Annotated in this window: 17 protein-coding genes; 8 read left to right on the forward strand and 9 right to left on the reverse strand. The window is 62.9% G+C overall.

Annotation, left to right across the window (positions count from 1 at the left end; translation table 11 throughout):
- The first annotated feature begins 72 nt into the window (after positions 1 to 72).
- Positions 73 to 2199: a glycosyltransferase gene (locus JHX87_RS07400; protein WP_271886013.1), complete on the forward strand. Its 2127-nt coding sequence runs from the start codon at positions 73 to 75 to the stop codon at positions 2197 to 2199.
- On the opposite strand, the gene JHX87_RS07405 is transcribed toward JHX87_RS07400, so the two are convergent.
- Positions 2196 to 4997: a [protein-PII] uridylyltransferase family protein gene (locus tag JHX87_RS07405; protein ID WP_271886087.1), complete on the reverse strand. Its 2802-nt coding sequence runs from the start codon at positions 4995 to 4997 to the stop codon at positions 2196 to 2198. The two genes, JHX87_RS07400 and JHX87_RS07405, sit on opposite strands and share 4 nt — an antisense overlap.
- Before the next feature lie 197 nt (positions 4998 to 5194).
- Between JHX87_RS07405 and JHX87_RS07410 the strand changes: the two genes are divergently transcribed.
- The 3 genes from JHX87_RS07410 to ilvN all read left to right on the forward strand — a co-directional run bounded on the left by JHX87_RS07410 (position 5195) and on the right by ilvN (position 8573).
- Positions 5195 to 6034, forward strand: coding sequence for an arginyltransferase (locus tag JHX87_RS07410; RefSeq protein WP_271886011.1), 840 nt, complete (start codon positions 5195 to 5197; stop codon positions 6032 to 6034).
- A 157-nt stretch (positions 6035 to 6191) separates the two neighbouring features.
- Complete coding sequence (locus JHX87_RS07415) at positions 6192 to 7946, forward strand: acetolactate synthase 3 large subunit (RefSeq protein ID WP_271886010.1); 1755 nt, start codon at positions 6192 to 6194, stop codon at positions 7944 to 7946.
- Positions 7947 to 8012: 66 nt separating this feature from the next.
- The gene (gene ilvN, locus JHX87_RS07420) at positions 8013 to 8573 is read left to right on the forward strand and encodes an acetolactate synthase small subunit (protein WP_271886007.1); all 561 of its coding nucleotides are present in this window, start codon (positions 8013 to 8015) and stop codon (positions 8571 to 8573) included.
- 16 nt (positions 8574 to 8589) lie between these two features.
- Here the strand turns inward: ilvN and JHX87_RS07425 are convergent, their stop codons facing one another.
- Together JHX87_RS07425 and JHX87_RS07430 are read right to left on the reverse strand one after the other, a co-directional pair.
- On the reverse strand, positions 8590 to 8949 hold the full coding sequence (locus JHX87_RS07425; protein ID WP_271886005.1) for a hypothetical protein: 360 nt from the start codon (positions 8947 to 8949) through the stop codon (positions 8590 to 8592).
- 399 nt (positions 8950 to 9348) lie between these two features.
- Positions 9349 to 10101 carry a M48 family metalloprotease gene (locus JHX87_RS07430; RefSeq protein WP_271886003.1) on the reverse strand — a complete coding sequence of 251 codons (753 nt, stop codon included), beginning with the start codon at positions 10099 to 10101 and terminating at the stop codon, positions 9349 to 9351.
- 186 nt (positions 10102 to 10287) lie between these two features.
- Here JHX87_RS07430 and JHX87_RS07435 point away from each other — a divergent pair, with 186 nt between their 5' ends.
- Complete coding sequence (locus JHX87_RS07435) at positions 10288 to 10533, forward strand: hypothetical protein (protein ID WP_271886001.1); 246 nt, start codon at positions 10288 to 10290, stop codon at positions 10531 to 10533.
- Here the strand turns inward: JHX87_RS07435 and JHX87_RS07440 are convergent.
- Entirely contained in the window at positions 10524 to 10781 is a 258-nt protein-coding gene (locus JHX87_RS07440) for a DUF167 domain-containing protein (RefSeq protein WP_271886085.1), read from the reverse strand. The genes JHX87_RS07435 and JHX87_RS07440 overlap by 10 nt on opposite strands.
- A gap of 101 nt (positions 10782 to 10882) precedes the next feature.
- Between JHX87_RS07440 and JHX87_RS07445 the strand changes: the two genes are divergently transcribed.
- Together JHX87_RS07445 and JHX87_RS07450 are read left to right on the forward strand one after the other, a co-directional pair.
- Positions 10883 to 11452: a nitroreductase family protein gene (locus JHX87_RS07445; RefSeq protein ID WP_271885998.1), complete on the forward strand. Its 570-nt coding sequence runs from the start codon at positions 10883 to 10885 to the stop codon at positions 11450 to 11452.
- Positions 11449 to 12180 (forward strand): EI24 domain-containing protein, encoded by a 732-nt coding sequence (locus JHX87_RS07450; protein WP_271885996.1) that lies wholly within the window; start codon positions 11449 to 11451, stop codon positions 12178 to 12180. Before JHX87_RS07445 ends, JHX87_RS07450 begins: the two co-directional genes overlap by 4 nt.
- Here the strand turns inward: JHX87_RS07450 and JHX87_RS07455 are convergent.
- Positions 12125 to 12394, reverse strand: coding sequence for a DUF1467 family protein (locus tag JHX87_RS07455; protein ID WP_271885994.1), 270 nt, complete (start codon positions 12392 to 12394; stop codon positions 12125 to 12127). The genes JHX87_RS07450 and JHX87_RS07455 overlap by 56 nt on opposite strands.
- Positions 12394 to 12798: a methylmalonyl-CoA epimerase gene (mce, locus tag JHX87_RS07460; protein WP_271885992.1), complete on the reverse strand. Its 405-nt coding sequence runs from the start codon at positions 12796 to 12798 to the stop codon at positions 12394 to 12396. Before mce ends, JHX87_RS07455 begins: the two co-directional genes overlap by 1 nt.
- Positions 12799 to 12947: 149 nt before the next feature.
- Between mce and JHX87_RS07465 the strand changes: the two genes are divergently transcribed.
- A complete protein-coding gene (locus JHX87_RS07465) occupies positions 12948 to 13670 on the forward strand; it encodes a response regulator (RefSeq protein ID WP_271885990.1) in 723 nt (240 codons plus the stop codon).
- Here the strand turns inward: JHX87_RS07465 and JHX87_RS07470 are convergent.
- The 3 genes from JHX87_RS07470 to JHX87_RS07480 are packed head-to-tail and all read right to left on the reverse strand — an operon-like array spanning position 13667 to position 16956.
- The gene (locus JHX87_RS07470) at positions 13667 to 14392 is read right to left on the reverse strand and encodes a GNAT family N-acetyltransferase (RefSeq protein WP_271885988.1); all 726 of its coding nucleotides are present in this window, start codon (positions 14390 to 14392) and stop codon (positions 13667 to 13669) included. The two genes, JHX87_RS07465 and JHX87_RS07470, sit on opposite strands and share 4 nt — an antisense overlap.
- A gap of 22 nt (positions 14393 to 14414) precedes the next feature.
- The gene (locus tag JHX87_RS07475) at positions 14415 to 15593 is read right to left on the reverse strand and encodes a DUF1501 domain-containing protein (protein WP_271885985.1); all 1179 of its coding nucleotides are present in this window, start codon (positions 15591 to 15593) and stop codon (positions 14415 to 14417) included.
- 4 nt (positions 15594 to 15597) lie between these two features.
- Positions 15598 to 16956: a DUF1800 domain-containing protein gene (locus JHX87_RS07480; protein ID WP_271885983.1), complete on the reverse strand. Its 1359-nt coding sequence runs from the start codon at positions 16954 to 16956 to the stop codon at positions 15598 to 15600.
- Positions 16957 to 16962 lie beyond the last annotated feature (6 nt).

The following is a 16962-nucleotide window of genomic DNA, read 5'->3' on the forward strand; positions in this document are numbered from 1 at the left end:
GCCCGTTTGCACCTTTAACCTGCTGTTAAGAACGCCCGTGCAAAAACGGTTCGACCGAAGAGGGATGCTCTCATGGCCGAACGCGCGATCTTTCTGCAGAAAAAGCCGGTTGCCGGGACCGACCGGAACGCCACCGATTCCCGGCTGACAACCACGCTTGCCACCCATAATCAGCGAAAACTTGGCCAGATCCTGCTGGAAGATGGCGCCATCGATTCGGGCGACCTGCTGAAGGCCGTCGTCATGCGTCAGCGGCAGAACGTGCCGCTGGGACAGATCCTTCTGGCGCAAGGCTGGGTCACACCGCAGGCGCTGCTGTCTGCGCTGTCGCGGCAGTGGCGCACCGGCGTCGTCGACGCCGAAAAGACCCCCGCAGATCCCCGGCTGATCGACGAGGCCGGGGCCGAATTCTGTCTGAACCACGGCATTCTGCCCTGGCGCCGGATCGGCGGCGTCACCTGGGTGGCGACCTCCCGGCCCGATGCATTTGAGGCGATCCGCCGCGAATTGCCCCGCCAGTTCGGGCAGGTGCGGATGCTTCTGTGCAGCGAGGATCAGGCCCATGCCGCCATCCTCGCCTCGCGCCGCACAACGCTGATCCGCCGCGCCGAAATGCGGGTCCCGGCCGATGAAAGCTGCCGGACCCGCAATGAGTCCCGCATGGGGCGGCTGGCGCTGACGGCGATCGCGGTGCTGGCATTGGGACTGTGGCTCGCGCCGGTTCTGGTCCTGTCGCTGCTTGTGGGCTGGACGGTGCTGACGCTGGTGACGCAATCGGCTCTGAAAGTCGCGGCCTTCATCGCCTCTCTGAAGCAGGCCGCGGATGAGCGTGCCAGAATCGCCGCGCTGGCACAGGGCCGCAAACCGTCCGAGGAGATGAGCGGGCCATTGCCCGTCATCTCGGTCATGGTGCCGCTGTTCAAGGAACAGGACATCGCCGAAAATCTGGTCAAACGTCTGTCGCGGCTGGATTACCCGCGCGAATTGACCGACATCATTCTGGTCACCGAAGCCACGGATCAGGTGACGCGCGAAACGCTGGCCGCCACCGAATTGCCGCGCTGGATCCGCACGGTCGAGGTGCCGCCCGGCCCGATCCAGACGAAACCGCGGGCCCTGAATTATGCGCTGAATTTCTGCCGGGGAGAGATCGTGGGCATCTGGGATGCCGAGGATCGGCCAGACCCCGATCAGTTGCACAAGGTCGCCCGGCGCTTCCGCCTTGCCCCGCCAGAGGTCGCCTGCCTTCAGGGCGCGCTGGATTACTATAATCCGCACACCAACTGGCTGGCGCGCTGCTTCACCATCGAATATGCGGCCTGGTTTCGCGTCCTTCTGCCCGGCGTCGCGCGGCTTGGGCTGGTGGTGCCTCTGGGCGGCACGACGCTGTTCTTTCGCCGCGATGCGCTGAATGAGGTCGACGCCTGGGACGCCTGGAACGTGACCGAGGATGCCGATCTTGGCGTGCGTCTGGTCCGGCGTGGCTACCGGACCGAGATTCTGGATACGACGACCGACGAAGAGGCGAATTGCCGCGCCCTGCCCTGGGTCAAGCAACGCTCGCGCTGGCTCAAGGGTTATGCGATGACATGGGGCGTGCATATGCGCGATCCGGTGGCGCTGTGGCGCGATCTGGGCCCGTGGCGGTTCCTTGGCTTTCAGGTCCAGTTCTTCGGCAGCCTGTCGCAATATCTGCTGTCGCCGCTGCTGTGGAGCTTCTGGCTGCTGGCCTTTGGACTGCCGCATCCGTTGCAGGCGCCGCTGACCGATCTGCTTGGCGGCACCGCGCTGACGGTCCTTTTCGCGATTTTCGTGGGATCGGAACTGCTGAGCATCGCGGTCGGCATGTGGGCCGTCAGGGGCAAGAAGCACCGACATCTGCTGGCCTGGGTGCCGACGCTGCACCTGTATTTCCCGCTGGGCTGTCTGGCTGGCTGGAAGGCGATCTACGAAGTCGTCGTAAAGCCCTTCTATTGGGACAAGACGCAGCACGGCGTCTATGCGGCCAGCGATCTGCCCGAAGCGCAATCCCACGACAACGGCGATGCGGCGCAGGTCGAACTGATCGGCCAGATCGGCGATGAGCGGCCACGTGCAGGCGCAGAGCTGCAGACGATACCGGCGGCGGCGCAGCTCATCATGTCAGAGGACCTGACGAACACGGTCCCGGAACCCTGCCCCATGGCAAAGCGGGCCTAACCGCCCGCTTGCAGCGCGGCCCCGATATGATCGTCGATCAGGCTGGCAGCGCCTGCGACGCGTGTGTTCAGGCTGTCCTGCAGTGCCTCCAGCGAGGGCTGCGCGGTTTCGCGCAGCAGGAACTCCTGCCCGCCCAGGCCCAGCTCTTCCATGTCCAGCGGCTTTGAGGTCAGCAAGCGTCCCGAACATTGCAGCCGCCACAGAAAGCGCCAGGCCGAGGACAGTTCATCGGCAGCTGTCGCCTCCATAAGCCCGGCCCGCTTTCCAGCCCGCAACTGCGCCAAGGTCGTGCGGGCCGGATCGCCCGCGCGCAGGGCCAGCGATTGTGCCAGCAATTCGATATCCTGCAGCCGTCCCGGGCCGACCTTGGCCTCCCATTGGCCATCCGTGGCCTTTGCCGCAAAGATCCGCGCCCGCATCTCGTTCAGATCGGGCATGACGCGGGCATCCTGCCCCCGCTGCGCCAGGACCGAGACGCGCAGATCCTCGACATCGCGGGCCAGATCCTCGGCCCGGGCGCCCGCAAAGGCAACGACACGGGCGCGGGTCAGGGCCAGATGTTCCCACGTCCAGGCCTCGGTCAGCTGATAATTCTCGAAACTCTGGATCGAGGTGGCCACCGGCCCCTGCCGCCCCGACGGGCGCAGGCGCATATCGACCTCGTAAAGCCGCCCCTCGGCGGTGGGTGCGGAAATCGCGGTGATCATCGCCTGCGTCAGACGGGAGTAATAGGCGCGCGTGGCCAGCGGGCGCTTGCCGTCCGAGCTGTCTTCGCCGTCGGCGTCATAGATGACGATCAGATCCAGATCCGAGCCCGCATTCAGATTGCGCGCCCCAAGCGATCCCATGCCCATCACCACCGCACCGCGCCCCGGCGGCGGGCCGTGGCGGCGGGCGAAATCCTCGGCCGTGACGGGGAACAGGGCGGCGATACAGGCATCGGCCAGATCGGCATATTGCACGGCGGCCTCATCCGCATCGATCAGGCCGCGCAGATGATGCACGCCGATGCGGAACAGCCATTCATGCGCCCATCGGCGCGCCGCATCCAGCGCCCGCTCGTAACCGCCATCGGGGGCGGAAATTGCGCGTTGCAGGCTTTTCGACAGGTCGTCTTGTAGCCCCGCCACGGCTGGCCAGGGCGCAAAGAAGCTGCCGCCCAGAACCGCGTCCAGCACGGCCGGGTGACGCGACAGATAGGCTGCCAGCCCGGGCGCTGTGCCGCAGATATCGGCGATCAGTTCGATCAATTGCGGGTTCGCCTCGAACAGCGAAAACAGCTGCACCCCGGCAGGCAGCCCGGACAGGAAGCTGTCGAACCGGGCCAGTGCGTCCTGCGGATGGCCGGTCCGGGCCATGCGCGACAGCAATTCCGGCTGCACGCGCTTGAAGATCTGACGCGCACGAGAGGACCGCAGCGCCGGGTAGGTGTTCCAGCGTTCGATGATCTGGCGCGTTTCCTCCGAGATGTCGGGCGTGTCAGAGCTTTCGCCCGGCGCAAAGAAGGATTCGGTCAGTTCATGCACCCGCTCCAGCCGGGTCTTGAGCCGATCCGCAAAGGCCGCCGGATCCCCCTCGCCCATCATCGCGGCGATGGTTTGCAGGCCGTGATCATCCTTGGGCAGGCTATGCGTCTGCGCGTCATTCACCATCTGGATGCGATGTTCGATATCGCGATGCTCGCGGTAATGCATGATCAGCTCATCCGCGACCTCTGGCGGGATCCAGCCCTTTCCAGACAGCGCCCGCAGACCGCCCACCGTGTCGCGCAGCCGCAGGTCCGGGTCGCGTCCGCCGGCGATCAGCTGCCGCGTCTGGGTGAAGAACTCGATCTCGCGGATCCCGCCGCGACCCAGCTTCATGTTATGGCCGGGAATCTCCAACTTGCCGCCCAGACCCTTGTGATCACGAATGCGCAGGCGCATGTCATGGGCGTCCTGAATCGCCACGAAATCCAGATGCTTGCGCCAGACGAAGGGGCGCAATTCGCGCAGGAAACGTTCTCCGGCGGCGATATCGCCGGCCGCCGCCCGCGCCTTGATGAAGGCGGCGCGTTCCCATGTGCGGCCCTCGGCCTCGTAATAGGTCAGCGCGGCGGCGGTCGAGATGCAGACGGGCGTCACCGAGGCATCGGGGCGCAGGCGCAGATCGGTGCGAAACACATAGCCGTGGTCGGTGACATCCGACAATGTGGCCGCCATCTTGCGCGTGGCCCGGATCAACGCGGCCCGCGCCTCTTGCTGGTCATCGGGGTCATAGGCGGTTTCGTCAAACAGCACGATCAGATCGATATCAGAGCTGTAATTCAGCTCTTTCGCGCCGCCCTTGCCCATGGCCAGCGCAAAGATGCCGCCGACATCGGCGCGGGTATCGGGCAGCTTGCCGCGCCGGGCCTCATGCGCGACATGCACGCGCAGCGCCAGATCGACGGCCCGGTCGGCCAGATCGGACAGCGCCGTCGTCACCTGTTCCAATGGCCAGACGCCGCCCAGATCGGCCAGCGCGCTGAACAGCGCCACCCGCCGTTTTGCCCGGCGAAGCGCGATGGAGAGGTCATCGGCATCCAGATCCTCGAATCCGGCGGTTTCCCGCGCCACCACATCGTCATGGTCCAATGCCTCCGGCAGCCAGTCGGCCTCTTTTTCCAGCAAGGAGGCCAGATAGGGACTGCTGCCCGCCGTCGCCGCGATCAGATCGACAACCGGCTGCGGCAGCGCGGAAAAATGCGCGGCAACATCGTCGGCGCGGGCCTGATCGACGGCAATCGGATAGCGGGTGATACGGTCTGCAAAGCTCATATCCGGCAGAGTATCCATTGCCCCCGCCCCGTCAACGGCACGTCACAAACGAAATCCGCTAAGGTTTGAGACTTTCCAAGCTTTCCCAATGGTGATTTCATTGTTACGCTTTGACCTAGTAATCTCATCGGTTAACCGGAGCCTGATTTGCGCATGCTCAGACACGCATCGATTCAGCCACACCTGGTGCAGGACTGATGCGCCATACGCTGCCCCATGCGCCGCAATTCTATGTGACGGCCCCGCAGCCCTGCCCCTATCTGCACGGCCGCGCCGAACGCAAGCTGTTCACCGCGCTGCATGGCGAAAATGCGAATGAGCTGAACAATGCCCTGTCGCGGCAGGGCTTTCGCCGCTCGCAAAATGTGCTGTACCGGCCCAGCTGCGAAAGCTGCGTCGCCTGTATGTCGGCGCGGATCCGCGTGGCGGATTTCAAGCCCTCACGCACGCAACGCCGCCTGATCCGGCAGAATTCGGGCTTGCGGCGCCTGCCAACCAGCGCCTGGGCCACGGAAGAGCAGTTCGATCTGTTCCGTCATTATCTGGACAGCCGCCACGCGGATGGCGGCATGGCCGATATGGATATCTTCGAATTCGCCGCAATGATCGAGGAAACCCCGGTCAAGACGCGCATCGTGGAATATCGCTGCGACGGTCGGGACAAATCGAAAATGGCCGAAGGCGACGATCATCTGGCGGCGGTCTGCCTGACCGATGTGCTGGATGACGGGCTGAGCCTGGTCTACAGCTTCTATGACCCGGATCTGCGCAGCGCCAGTCTGGGCACCTATATCATCCTTGACCATATCGCGATCGCCCGCGCCGCGAAGCTGCCCTATATCTATCTGGGATATTGGGTGCCGGGCAGCCGCAAGATGGATTACAAGGCCCGATTCTCGGCGTTGGAGATCTATAAGGGCGGGGTCTGGCAGGATATCGGCGATCCGCTGGATCACACGAATGAGGCGCATCCCCTGTCGGTCGATCCGATCATAGAACAGGTCGCGCGCATCGCGCTGCCGCAGCTTGATCGGTAGGATATCGCCAATTTGCGTAATAATATTTCAAATTTACTTCACTCAGCGATATTTTCTCCGCTGACCCATTGACCCTGCCAGACCGCCTACATAGTTTGCGCCGACGCTGCGTCTGCATTATGTCCGCAGTGGGGTTATACTTGATGGAGTAAAAGACATGTCCCGAGAAATGACGGGTGCAAGAATGGTTGTCGAAGCGCTGCGCGATCAGGGCGTCGATACCGTATTCGGCTATCCGGGCGGGGCGGTACTACCCATCTATGATGAGATTTTTCAGCAAAACGACATCACCCATGTTCTGGTCCGCCACGAACAGGGCGCCGTGCATATGGCCGAGGGCTATGCCCGCGCGACCGGCAAGCCGGGGGTCGTTCTTGTGACCTCGGGGCCCGGGGCGACCAATGCGGTTACCGGGCTGACCGATGCGCTGCTGGATTCGATTCCGCTGGTGGTCCTGTCGGGGCAGGTTCCGACCTTCATGATCGGCACCGATGGTTTTCAAGAGGCCGATACCGTCGGCATCACCCGCCCCTGCACCAAGCATAACTGGCTGGTCAAGGATACCGACAAGCTGGCCGAAACGATCCACAAGGGCTTTCACGTGGCGACCTCGGGTCGCCCCGGTCCGGTCCTGATCGACATTCCCAAGGACGTTCAATTCGCCACCGGCACCTATATCGGCCCGTCCGAGCGGGAGGCCGACCGCTATCAGCCCGAAACCAAGGGCGATATGGCCGCGATCACCCGGCTGGTGGAACTGATCGAACAGGCCGAGCGTCCGGTTCTCTATACCGGCGGCGGCGTCATCAATTCCGGCCCCGAGGCCAGCACCCTGCTGCGCGAACTGGCCGATACGGCGGGTTTTCCGGTCACCTCGACCCTGATGGGTCTGGGCGCCTATCCGGCATCTGGTCCGAACTGGATCGGCATGCTGGGGATGCACGGCCTCTATGAGGCCAATCTGGCCATGCATGGCTGCGATCTGATGATCAATATCGGCGCGCGCTTCGATGACCGCATCACCGGCCGCGTGGCCGATTTCAGCCCCGGCTCGGTCAAGGCGCATATCGATATCGACCAGTCCTCGATCAACAAGGTCATTCAGGTCGACGTCCCGATTCTGGGCGATGTGGCCGAGGTTCTGAAAGACCTCCTGAAGGTCTGGAAGTCGCGCGGCAGCAAGACGAACAAACCGGCGCTTGGCAAATGGTGGGAACAGATCGAGGGCTGGAAGGCCAAGAACTGCCTGTTCTATCGCAACAGCGACACCATCATCAAACCGCAATATGCGATCCAGCGGCTTGAGGCCCTGACCAAGGGGCATGACCGCTATATCACGACCGAGGTCGGCCAGCATCAGATGTGGGCGGCGCAATATCTGCATTTCGATGAGCCGAATCGCTGGATGACCTCTGGCGGCCTGGGCACGATGGGCTATGGCCTGCCTGCCAGCGTCGGCGTGCAGATGGCCCATCCCGATGCGCTGGTCATCAACGTCGCGGGCGATGCAAGCTGGCTGATGAACATGCAGGAAATGGGCACTGCCGTGCAGTTTCGCCTGCCGGTCAAGCAGTTCATCCTGAACAATGAACGTCTGGGCATGGTCCGTCAGTGGCAGCAATTGCTGCACGGCGAACGCTACAGCCAGTCCTGGTCCGACAGCCTGCCCGATTTCATCAAACTGGCCGAGGCTTTCGGCTGCAAGGGCGCACAGGTGCGCGACCCCAAGGAACTGGACGCCGCGATTCAGGAGATGCTGGACTTCGACGGCCCCTATATCCTGGATGTGCTGGTCGAAAAGCACGAGAACTGCTTCCCGATGATCCCATCGGGCAAGCCGCATAACGAGATGCTTCTGGGCGAGGCCGAAACGCAGGGCGCCATCAAGGCGGATGGCGCCGTTCTGGTCTGATCCATCGGGCGGGGCGCGCTTTGCCCCGCCGCAACGAAATCTTCTGCTGAAACACAGGGGCAGATCATGAATGCACTGAATCTTCAAAAAGGCGCGTCCAGCCATTCGGCCTATGACCTGCGCGATCCCCATGCGAATCGCGAAGAAACCCACACGCTGGCGGTGATGGTCGAAAATGAACCGGGGGTTCTGGCCCGCGTCATCGGGCTGTTTTCGGGTCGCGGCTATAATATCGACAGCCTGACCGTGGCCGAGGTGGACCATACCGGCCACCGCTCTCGGATCACGGTCGTGACTCGCGGCACGCCCGAGGTGATCGTGCAGATCAAGGCGCAACTGGGCCGCATCGTGCCGGTGCATGAGGTCCATGACCTGACCGCCGAAGGCCCCGCCGTCGAGCGTGAACTGGGTCTGTTCAAGGTGCGTGGAAACGGCGACAAGCGCGTCGAGGCACTGCGCATTGCCGAGATCTTTCGCGCCAATGTGGTCGATTCGACGCTGGAGAGCTTTGTCTTCGAAGTGGTCGGCACTCCATCCAAGCTGGATGCCTTTGCCGATCTGATGCGTCCGCTGGGCCTGATGGATCTGGCGCGCACGGGCGTCGCCGCGCTGGCACGCGGCACCTGATTCGGGTAAATCAGTATTAACGAGCGGCGCCGATCTTTAGCTTCGGCGCCGTCTGTTTTTTGTCGCCGTCGCTGTTTTCGGGATTGCCGACCGCGACCAGCCGCAAATGAGGCTCTTGCGCGGCAGCCATGACGCTGGATTTCAACATCGCGGGCAATTGCATGCAGCCGCCTTCTGACACCAGTGACACGTGACGCGCATGACGCAGATTATTGATAATCTCGCTTTCAAGCTCGACCAGATCGCCGGTTACCGGCCATGATTCACGATCCAGCAGGTTATCGCGCCCCTGCAGATAAGCTAATGAGGCCTGATCTTCGCACCAGATCACAGCCTTTTCGCGATTTTCATTGCTCCAAACAATGACCCCGAGCATAGCGCCTCACTGTCTTTCCTTCCGCCTTCGGGCATCAGGTTCTTTTCAATCTATCTGTAATTTTATGTATGTATTAAACCTGACAAAAGCAAAAAACCGCTCACGGCACAGCTTTTCTCGGCAGAAAAGCTAGCCAAAAAGCTAGGTTCGGGCCATAACAAGATACTTACGCTGCGTAAGTATCTGACTTAACTTAGATTTATTGATCTGCGCAAAATTTGAAGGCTCTACGGCAACGCGCAAAAAATTGCAGCTTGTGTAACCCTGTTGCATTTTTGCACAGCCCCAAATGCAGAGTCTTAAAATTACCCTAACGTCACGTAACATGACCAGAAGGGTCATATTTCTGTCCTATTCTTGGGCAGAAATCCGCTGACGGTTCTTATTCAGGAAGATTAATCAGCGCGTCCGGCCACTGCGCAGATCGGATACTGCGCGCTTCACCTGCGCACTGCGCGCGGCGCGTGACGGGTGGGTGCCCAGAATATGATCGCCGGGATCGGGAAGCCGGTCAAAGAAACGCGCACCATTCACCGGATCGAAGCCCGCATTCACGGTCATGATCGCGCCCAGATAATCCGCCTGCAATTCCCAATCCTTGGAATAATAGCGCGACCCGACCGAGGCCCCGATTCTCTGCGCGGTTTCAATGGCGCTTTGATCGCCGCCGTAAACCGAGGCGATGCTGCCCAGAATAACCGCCCCCGCTGTCGCAGCCCCGGTCTTGCGGTCAAGGTGATTCAGAACGTGATGCGCCGCCTCATGCCCGACGACAAAGGCCACCTCATCACCGTTGCGGGCCTGCCCGATCAGGGACAGCGTAAAGCCGATGATCGGACGGCCTGTCGAATCGACGGTCTGGAAGGCATTCGGCTCCTGCCCCGGCGTGTCATCCACCACGAACTGGAAATCGCAATTGATCGGCTGCGTGCGACGCTGAAGGCATTCGCGTTCGACCGCTGGCTCCATCCGCCGCATGACCTGCACGAACATCCGCGCAGCGGATTGTGGCGTGCCATCATTGTTCAGCGTCGGCGCAGGCGCGACCGAAACGGCGCGGCCGGGCTGTGCGGGGGCCTGTTGCTGTGGCAGGGGCGCGCAGGCAGAGAGCGCAATCATCCCCGAGCCTATGAAAGCTGCGATCCGTCTCATGCCTTGTGCCTCTGCTCTGACCTGCCGGCATTGCTGCTTTTGTCAGCTTGGCCGAATCTTGCCTAACTTATCGGGCTGACCCGCCATGCGCAAACCCACCCCACCGCGTTTCCCGGCCCTTTTGCCGGGATTTCCCCCACGCGGCGGATCGGTCTATGCTGCGGGGGAAGACAGAAGGAGAAGCCGATGTTCACCATCGAGCATGATTTCGACGCCACCGTCATCACCCTGATCGATGAGGCAGAGCCGAATACCCGCCCGCTGAATGAAGATATCGTGATCCAAAGCTTTGACGACCGCGTCATTCTGGAACAGATGCACCCGGATGGCGAGAAGGTGATGAAGGTCGTTTTCACCATCCATCAACTGACCGAGCTGCGCCTGGCCCTGAACCTGCCCGAAGGAAATTACCGCATCGAGCGTCAGGAGTGATCGACCCGGAACAGCTTGTCGCGTGAGGTTGCGCCCCTGACCAGAACCAGACGGGATTTGGCGATCCCGATGGATTTGGCCAGCAGCTTGGCGACGGCGGCATTGGCCTTGCCATCCTCGGGCGCTGCGGTGACATGGACCCGCAGCCCGCCATGTTCGTCCACGGAGACCTCATTCCGGCGCGCTTTTGGCGTTACGCGGACCGCGATTTCCACATCGGGGCGGTTCAGATGGCTCAGATCGATCATCCGCGCAGCATCCGCCCCCTGAAAGCGGCGCGCAACCCCGTCCATCGCACTTTGCTTTCCCCGCGCCGGTGCTTATCTGACGCTCAAGAAGGAGATCGCCCATGGATTACCGCAACGAGGCCGCACTGGAATTTCTGGCCACGCGCCGCTCTCATCCGCCGAAGCTGCTGCAGCAGCCCGCGCCGGACGCCGAAGAAATCACCCGGCTGCTGACACTGGCGTCCCGCGTTCCCGATCATGGCAAGCTGGAGCCCTGGCGCTTTATCGTCCTGCAGCGCGAAAAGCTGGACGAACTGGCGCCGGTCCTGCGGCAAGAGGTTCTGGCGGCAGGTCAGGACGAGGCCGCCGCCGACAAAGCTGCTGCCGCCTTCGGCTCTCCGCTGATCGTCGCGGTGGTGTTTTCGCCGGTGGACAGCCCGAAAGTGCCGGAATGGGAACAGTTCCTGTCAGCAGGTGCTCTCTGTCTGGGGCTGGTGAATGCGGCGCTGGCCTCTGGCTGGGGGGCGGCATGGCTGACCGGCTTTGCGGCGCTGAACCCGGAATTCGGGCGCACCCATCTGGGCCTGTCCGCGCAGGAACGTATCGCCGGGTTGATCCATATCGGCACGCGCGGCGACACCCCGCCGGAACGCCCCCGCCCCGATGTCGCAGAACGGACCACATGGCTATGAGCGCGCCTTTCCGGGCCCTTGCCCTTGGCTGGGGCGATCTGCTGCGCCCGCGGATCTTCAAGCTGGCTTTGGCCGGCATCGCGCTGACGATCCTTCTGTTCGTGGCGCTTCAGGCGGGCATGTTCTGGCTGATCCGCACCTTTCTGCCGGGAGGCGTCTCGCTGCCATGGATCGGCACCATAGATTTCGGCGATACCCTGTCATGGGGTTCGCTGGCGCTGTTTCCACTGATGGGGTTCTTCCTGATGGCGCCCGTCGCGGCGGGCTTTGCCGGGCTTTTTGCCGAAAACGTGGCCGAGGCGGTCGAAGAGATCCATTATCCCACCCGTCGCGGACGCTCGCTCAGCATCATGGACGGGCTGGGCGAATCCGTCGCCCTGATGGCGGCGGTGATTCTGGTGGCGGTTTTGTCGCTGGTCATGACGCCGCTGCTGGGGCCGCTGGCGCCGGTGCTGTTCTATGTCGCGAATGGCTGGCTTCTGGGACGAGAGTTCTTTCAGATGGCCGCCCGCAGGCACCTGTCGAAAGAAGCCGCAACTGCCATGCGACAGACGAATCGCGGGCAGATCATCCTGTCGGGCATTCTGGTTGCGATCGCACTGACCATTCCGGTGCTGAATATCGGGGTGCCGCTATTGGCGGCTGCGGCCTTTACCCACCTGTTTCATCTGATCAGCGCAAGAAGCGGTCGAAATTCGCCACATCCGCCCGCGTCACCATCCCGCTGAGGATCACCCAGGCGATCACAGCCCAGATGGCGCCCGAGATCAGCGTCGTCCAGATCACGATCCGTTTCACCTTCAGATCGGCCGGCGCGCCCGCATGCGTGCCCGGCACGATATAGCCTGCGTCCTGCTGGCTGCGCTGGCCGATCAGCACGACGATGAACAGGGTCAGGAACCACAGAACGACGAACAGAACGGCGCCACCGGTAAGATTCATCAGACCTGCTCCAGTTCGATCAGCGTGCCATTGAAATCCTTGGGGTGCAGGAACAGCACGGGTTTGCCATGGGCGCCGATCTTCGGCTCTCCGCTGCCCAGAACGCGCGCGCCTTCGGATTTCAGCTTGTCGCGTGCGGCGATGATATCCTCGACCTCGAAACACATGTGGTGAATCCCGCCCGAAGGGTTCTTGTCCAGAAAGCCCTTGATCGGGCTGTCATCGCCAAGCGGATAAAGAAGCTCGATCTTGGTGTTGGGCAATTCGATGAAAACGACGGTGACGCCGTGATCGGGCTCATCCTGCGGCGCACCGACCTTGGCGCCCAGCGTATTGGCATATTGGGCCGAGGCAGCGGCAAGATCCGGCACGGCAATGGCCACATGATTCAGACGTCCGATCATCATTCTCTCCCGTATTTGCGGCGGTTTTATCCCCTTCCGCGCCCAAGCGAAAGGAAATCCGGGCGTGATTAACCTGTTCTTAGAGAATCGGTCGTTAGGTAAACCTATCGGGGACATAATGAACGGGGGGTTCAGAGATGCAGACGGAAATGACAACCACACCGGGCGAAACATTGCCCTTATGGCAGGCCTCACTGCCGGGGCGGCCGCTGGCCGGGCTGACGGTGCTGGTGGTCGAAGATTCGCGATTTGCCAGCGAAGCGGTGCGGCTTTTGTGCCTGCGATCGGGCGCGCGCATCCGCCGCGCCGATTGTCTGCGCTCTGCCGCGCGGCATTTGCAGACATACCGGCCTTCGGTGGTGATCGTGGATATGGGCCTGCCCGATGGCGATGGCGCGGATCTGATCCGCCAGATCGCAACTGCCGAACCGCGTGTTCCGGTGCTGCTGGGCATTTCGGGCGATCCCTTGCTGCATGATGCGGCACTCGAAGCCGGGGCGGATGGCTTCCTGTCAAAGCCCATTGAAAGCCTGGCGGTGTTCCAACAGATGATCCTGTCTGCCCTGCCCGCGCAGTCGAAGCGCGGCGGCCTGCGCGCCCTGCCCGATGATGTGATCCAGCCCGATGCCTCCAGCCTGCGGGACGATCTGATCCATGTGGCCGAAATCCTGTCGGATTCGCAGGATACCTCGGCGGTGGATTATATCGCGCGCTTTCTGGCCGGCGTCGCGCGTTCCGCGCATGATCCCGCGCTGGAGGAAGCGGCCAGCGCCCTGGCGCGCGACCATCAGGCCGGACATGCTCTGGCGGGCGATCTGGTGCGGATCAGCGGCATGGTGCAGGATCGGCTGGCGCGCGTCGCCGAAATCTAGGGGGCGCAGCGCCCCGGCAGGGCTGCTGCCGTCAGATCCGACAGGCTCAGCCGCTGCTGACCTTCAGCATCGAAATTCGCGGATGAAAGCCAGCGATCATAGGCGGGCCGCAGCACATCCCAATCCTCGGAGGTGATCGAAAACCAATCCGTATCCCTGTTCCGGCCCTTGGAGATCATATGGTTCCGGAACCTGCCTTCATAGGTGAAGCCAAATCGTATCGCCGCCCGCTGCGACGGCAGGTTCAATGCGTTGCATTTCCATTCCACCCGGCGATATCCGGCATCGAAGCACCAACGGATCATCGCCATCAGCGCAGCACTGGCCTCGCGGCGACGTTGCAGAACAGGCGTCAGCAGGATGAAACCGATCTCGATCACGCCCATCGCAGCATCGATACGCAGGAAAGAGGCCATCCCACAGGCGCTGTCCGTCGCCGGATCGACGATCGCGTAAAAGCAGGGGTCGAGGCTTTGCTGGGCTTTCAAAATCCAATCGCTAAAGTCATCCACATCGCTGTAAGGACCGACGGACATATAGTCCCACAGCCAGTCATGTCCCAGCTGCGCCTTGAATAGATCATCCGCATGACGCGCGGCATCAATCCGCTGCAGCCGGATCCAGGGGGCCTCGATGACTGGCTGCCCGGGCAAGACGGGGGCATCGAATGCGACCGGATGGCCAAGCTGTCGCGTCTTGTCAGCATGGGATGTCGTCGACACAATAACCGGACCTGTCAAATTCTCAGGCCAGAATGCCGGGATTATCGCCCATGTCCAGATCGGGAAAGACGGACCCGCTCAGCACATCGCGGTGGATGTCGAACAGATCGCGCATCGCCCAGGCCGCATAGGCCCGGATATCGCGCATCGGCATCAGATCGCGCCCGGCGTAAAGATCGCCCTCGGCCAGCCCCGGCCACGCGCCAATCGCCCGGCCGCCCCGGATCGCGCCGCCCGCCAGCAGCAAGGCCCCGCCGGTGCCGTGATCCGTCCCGCCGGTGCCATTTTCGCGCGCCGTCCGCCCGAATTCCGTCATCGCCAGCACCGTCGTTCGCCCCCAATTTTCGGCCAATGTCTCTTTCAGCGTCAGGATCGCCGCCGACAGCCGCGCCAGAGGCTTCTTCATCACCCTCGGTTGCCGGGCATGGCTGTCCCAGCCAGAGATCGAAAAGGTCGCGATCCGCGTCTCATCATTCAGCCGATCCGCCGCAAAGCGGGCCAACAGGCGGGCATCGCGCGTCGGGCCGCCCTCTTCCTCGACCGGGCCGATCTCGCTGCGGATGATCTCGATCGCCTGCCCGCCTGCCTGCTGAAACAGCGGATCGTCATGCCAGACATGTTCCAGCAATCGCTGCCCTTGCGCACTCAGCCGCAATCGCGTTTCCGGCGCCCAGCTGCTGGCCGCCGCCGGTCCGTCCAGGATCCGCATATCGTCCAGACCGACGGAATAGGCCGTCTGCGATCGTGCATCGGGCATATGCTGCAGCAGGCGGTTCAGCCAGCCATCACGCTGCTGGCGCAGATCCAGATCGGTGCCGGTCCCGGCCTCCAGCATATCCTGACCGTCGAAATGACTGCGCTTGTCGCGATAAGGGGTCGACACGGCGGGCGCGAAGGCCAGTTCCCCCGCGCGCCACAGCGGCATCAGATCGGCCAGCGCAGGATGCAGCGCGAAATAGCCGTCCAGATCAAGGGCGCCCTGATCCGGCCCCAGCGACAGCGCGCGGCGCAATTGCCGCAGCGCCGGATCGCCATAGGGCTGAAACACGTCCAGCCCGTCCATCGCGCCGCGCAGGATGATCACGACCAGCCGATTCTCGCCCGGGGCCGAGGCAAAGGCGATGCTGTTCAGCAGCGGATGCGCCGCAGCCGAACAGCCGATCAGCGCGGTGGATTTCAGAAACAGGCGTCGTGACAGCATCGCGTCACCTCCGGTTGAAATCGGCAGAACCCAGCACGACGGCCAGCCCTTCACGCTGGCTTTCGGCCTTGGGGACGGCCCAGGCCAGCGGCTCGGTCGCAGTCGAGCCAAGCGCTTGGGTCAGCACATCGCGCGGATCGGGCAGTTCGGGGTGCAGCTTTGGCAATTGCCGCGTCACCCAGTCGATGCGTGCAGCGATGCCCTGCGGCGTGGCCCAGGCCCCGGCCGCCTCGGGCCAGCCATCGGGGCCGCGCGGCAGGGCCCAGGGCTGGCCCATGGCCGACAGGCCCGACATTACCTGATTGCGCATATGCGACAGCGTAAAGCCCATGACACGCTTGCGGCCAAAGCCGGTCGCACGGAAAGAGGATACCATGAAATCAAAGGGTTGCCTGACCTTCTTGCGAAAATGGCTCTCCAATTCGGGGGACTGGGCCAGCGCCAGATACAGCGCGGGCAGGTCGCCATCCCTATCCAGAAACACCTGCGCCAGCCGGTCCACTGCGGGCTGCGGCGGATCGTCGTCGATGAAATGGACCACCAGCTTGCGCGCGATGTGGCGGGCCGTCGCCTCATGCCGCGCCAGATCGCGCATGACGTCGCGGATATCGGCAATCGCCGCGCGCCCCTTTCCGCCATAGCTTTTGCCAAGCACGGTTTCCGCCCCCGGTTCGGCCCGCACCGGACGGAACATGCGGTCGCTGCGCGGATCGTAGCTGAGACCGGTCAGCAGTTCCGCCAGTTGCCGCACATCCTGCTGCGTATAGGCGGCGCCGACGCCCAGCGTGTGCAACTCGATCATTTCGCGCGCAAGGTTTTCGTTGATGCCGACCTGACGGCCAGCCCGCTGCCGCGCGGCACGCGAGTTTTCGCCAATCGAGCGCTGCTGATCCAGATAGCTCAGCATGCGCGGATGCGTGTCCGCCGCGAATAGCAGATCGGCAAAGCTTCCGGTCAGGTTGCGCCGAATCGCGTCCGTGACAAAGGCCTCGGCCATCAGGGATTGCACGACCATGCCGCCCGAGACGGTGAAATGATCGACCCAGAACTGCACCAGCCTTTCACCAAAGCCGCCCGGATCGCCGACCGCGCGGGCCAGACGGCGCTTGACGTTCTGCAACCTGCGCCTTTGCCCGCTGCGGCGATGCGCGCGTGATTTCTGCGCCTTGTCAGGGGCATCGCTGCGATTGATGGCCTGCAGGTCCAGTTGAAACCGGCGGACCTCATCCGTGCTCAGATCGCCCGGTTCCGGCGCAGAGGCGGCAATCGAGGCGACCAGCTCTTCGGCTGTGCCGGGCGATGGCGCGCGCGGTGACAGGCCATAGCCCAGCCGGATCGCCGCCAGTTCGGAATAATCGACCATCTGCCC

Origin of the sequence: Paracoccus fistulariae, assembly GCF_028553785.1 — a bacterium.
GTDB lineage: Bacteria > Pseudomonadota > Alphaproteobacteria > Rhodobacterales > Rhodobacteraceae > Paracoccus > Paracoccus fistulariae.

Coding starts and splice junctions, on each gene's coding strand:
- JHX87_RS07400 (WP_271886013.1), top strand. CDS start 73: ATGGCCGAACGCGCGATCTTTCTGCAGAAAAAGCCGGTTGCCGGGACC.
- JHX87_RS07405 (WP_271886087.1), bottom strand. CDS start 4,997: ATGAGCTTTGCAGACCGTATCACCCGCTATCCGATTGCCGTCGATCAG.
- JHX87_RS07410 (WP_271886011.1), top strand. CDS start 5,195: ATGCGCCATACGCTGCCCCATGCGCCGCAATTCTATGTGACGGCCCCG.
- JHX87_RS07415 (WP_271886010.1), top strand. CDS start 6,192: ATGTCCCGAGAAATGACGGGTGCAAGAATGGTTGTCGAAGCGCTGCGC.
- ilvN (WP_271886007.1), top strand. CDS start 8,013: ATGAATGCACTGAATCTTCAAAAAGGCGCGTCCAGCCATTCGGCCTAT.
- JHX87_RS07425 (WP_271886005.1), bottom strand. CDS start 8,949: ATGCTCGGGGTCATTGTTTGGAGCAATGAAAATCGCGAAAAGGCTGTG.
- JHX87_RS07430 (WP_271886003.1), bottom strand. CDS start 10,101: ATGAGACGGATCGCAGCTTTCATAGGCTCGGGGATGATTGCGCTCTCT.
- JHX87_RS07435 (WP_271886001.1), top strand. CDS start 10,288: ATGTTCACCATCGAGCATGATTTCGACGCCACCGTCATCACCCTGATC.
- JHX87_RS07440 (WP_271886085.1), bottom strand. CDS start 10,781: ATGATCGATCTGAGCCATCTGAACCGCCCCGATGTGGAAATCGCGGTC.
- JHX87_RS07445 (WP_271885998.1), top strand. CDS start 10,883: ATGGATTACCGCAACGAGGCCGCACTGGAATTTCTGGCCACGCGCCGC.
- JHX87_RS07450 (WP_271885996.1), top strand. CDS start 11,449: ATGAGCGCGCCTTTCCGGGCCCTTGCCCTTGGCTGGGGCGATCTGCTG.
- JHX87_RS07455 (WP_271885994.1), bottom strand. CDS start 12,394: ATGAATCTTACCGGTGGCGCCGTTCTGTTCGTCGTTCTGTGGTTCCTG.
- mce (WP_271885992.1), bottom strand. CDS start 12,798: ATGATCGGACGTCTGAATCATGTGGCCATTGCCGTGCCGGATCTTGCC.
- JHX87_RS07465 (WP_271885990.1), top strand. CDS start 12,948: ATGACAACCACACCGGGCGAAACATTGCCCTTATGGCAGGCCTCACTG.
- JHX87_RS07475 (WP_271885985.1), bottom strand. CDS start 15,593: ATGCTGTCACGACGCCTGTTTCTGAAATCCACCGCGCTGATCGGCTGT.
- JHX87_RS07480 (WP_271885983.1), bottom strand. CDS start 16,956: ATGGTCGATTATTCCGAACTGGCGGCGATCCGGCTGGGCTATGGCCTG.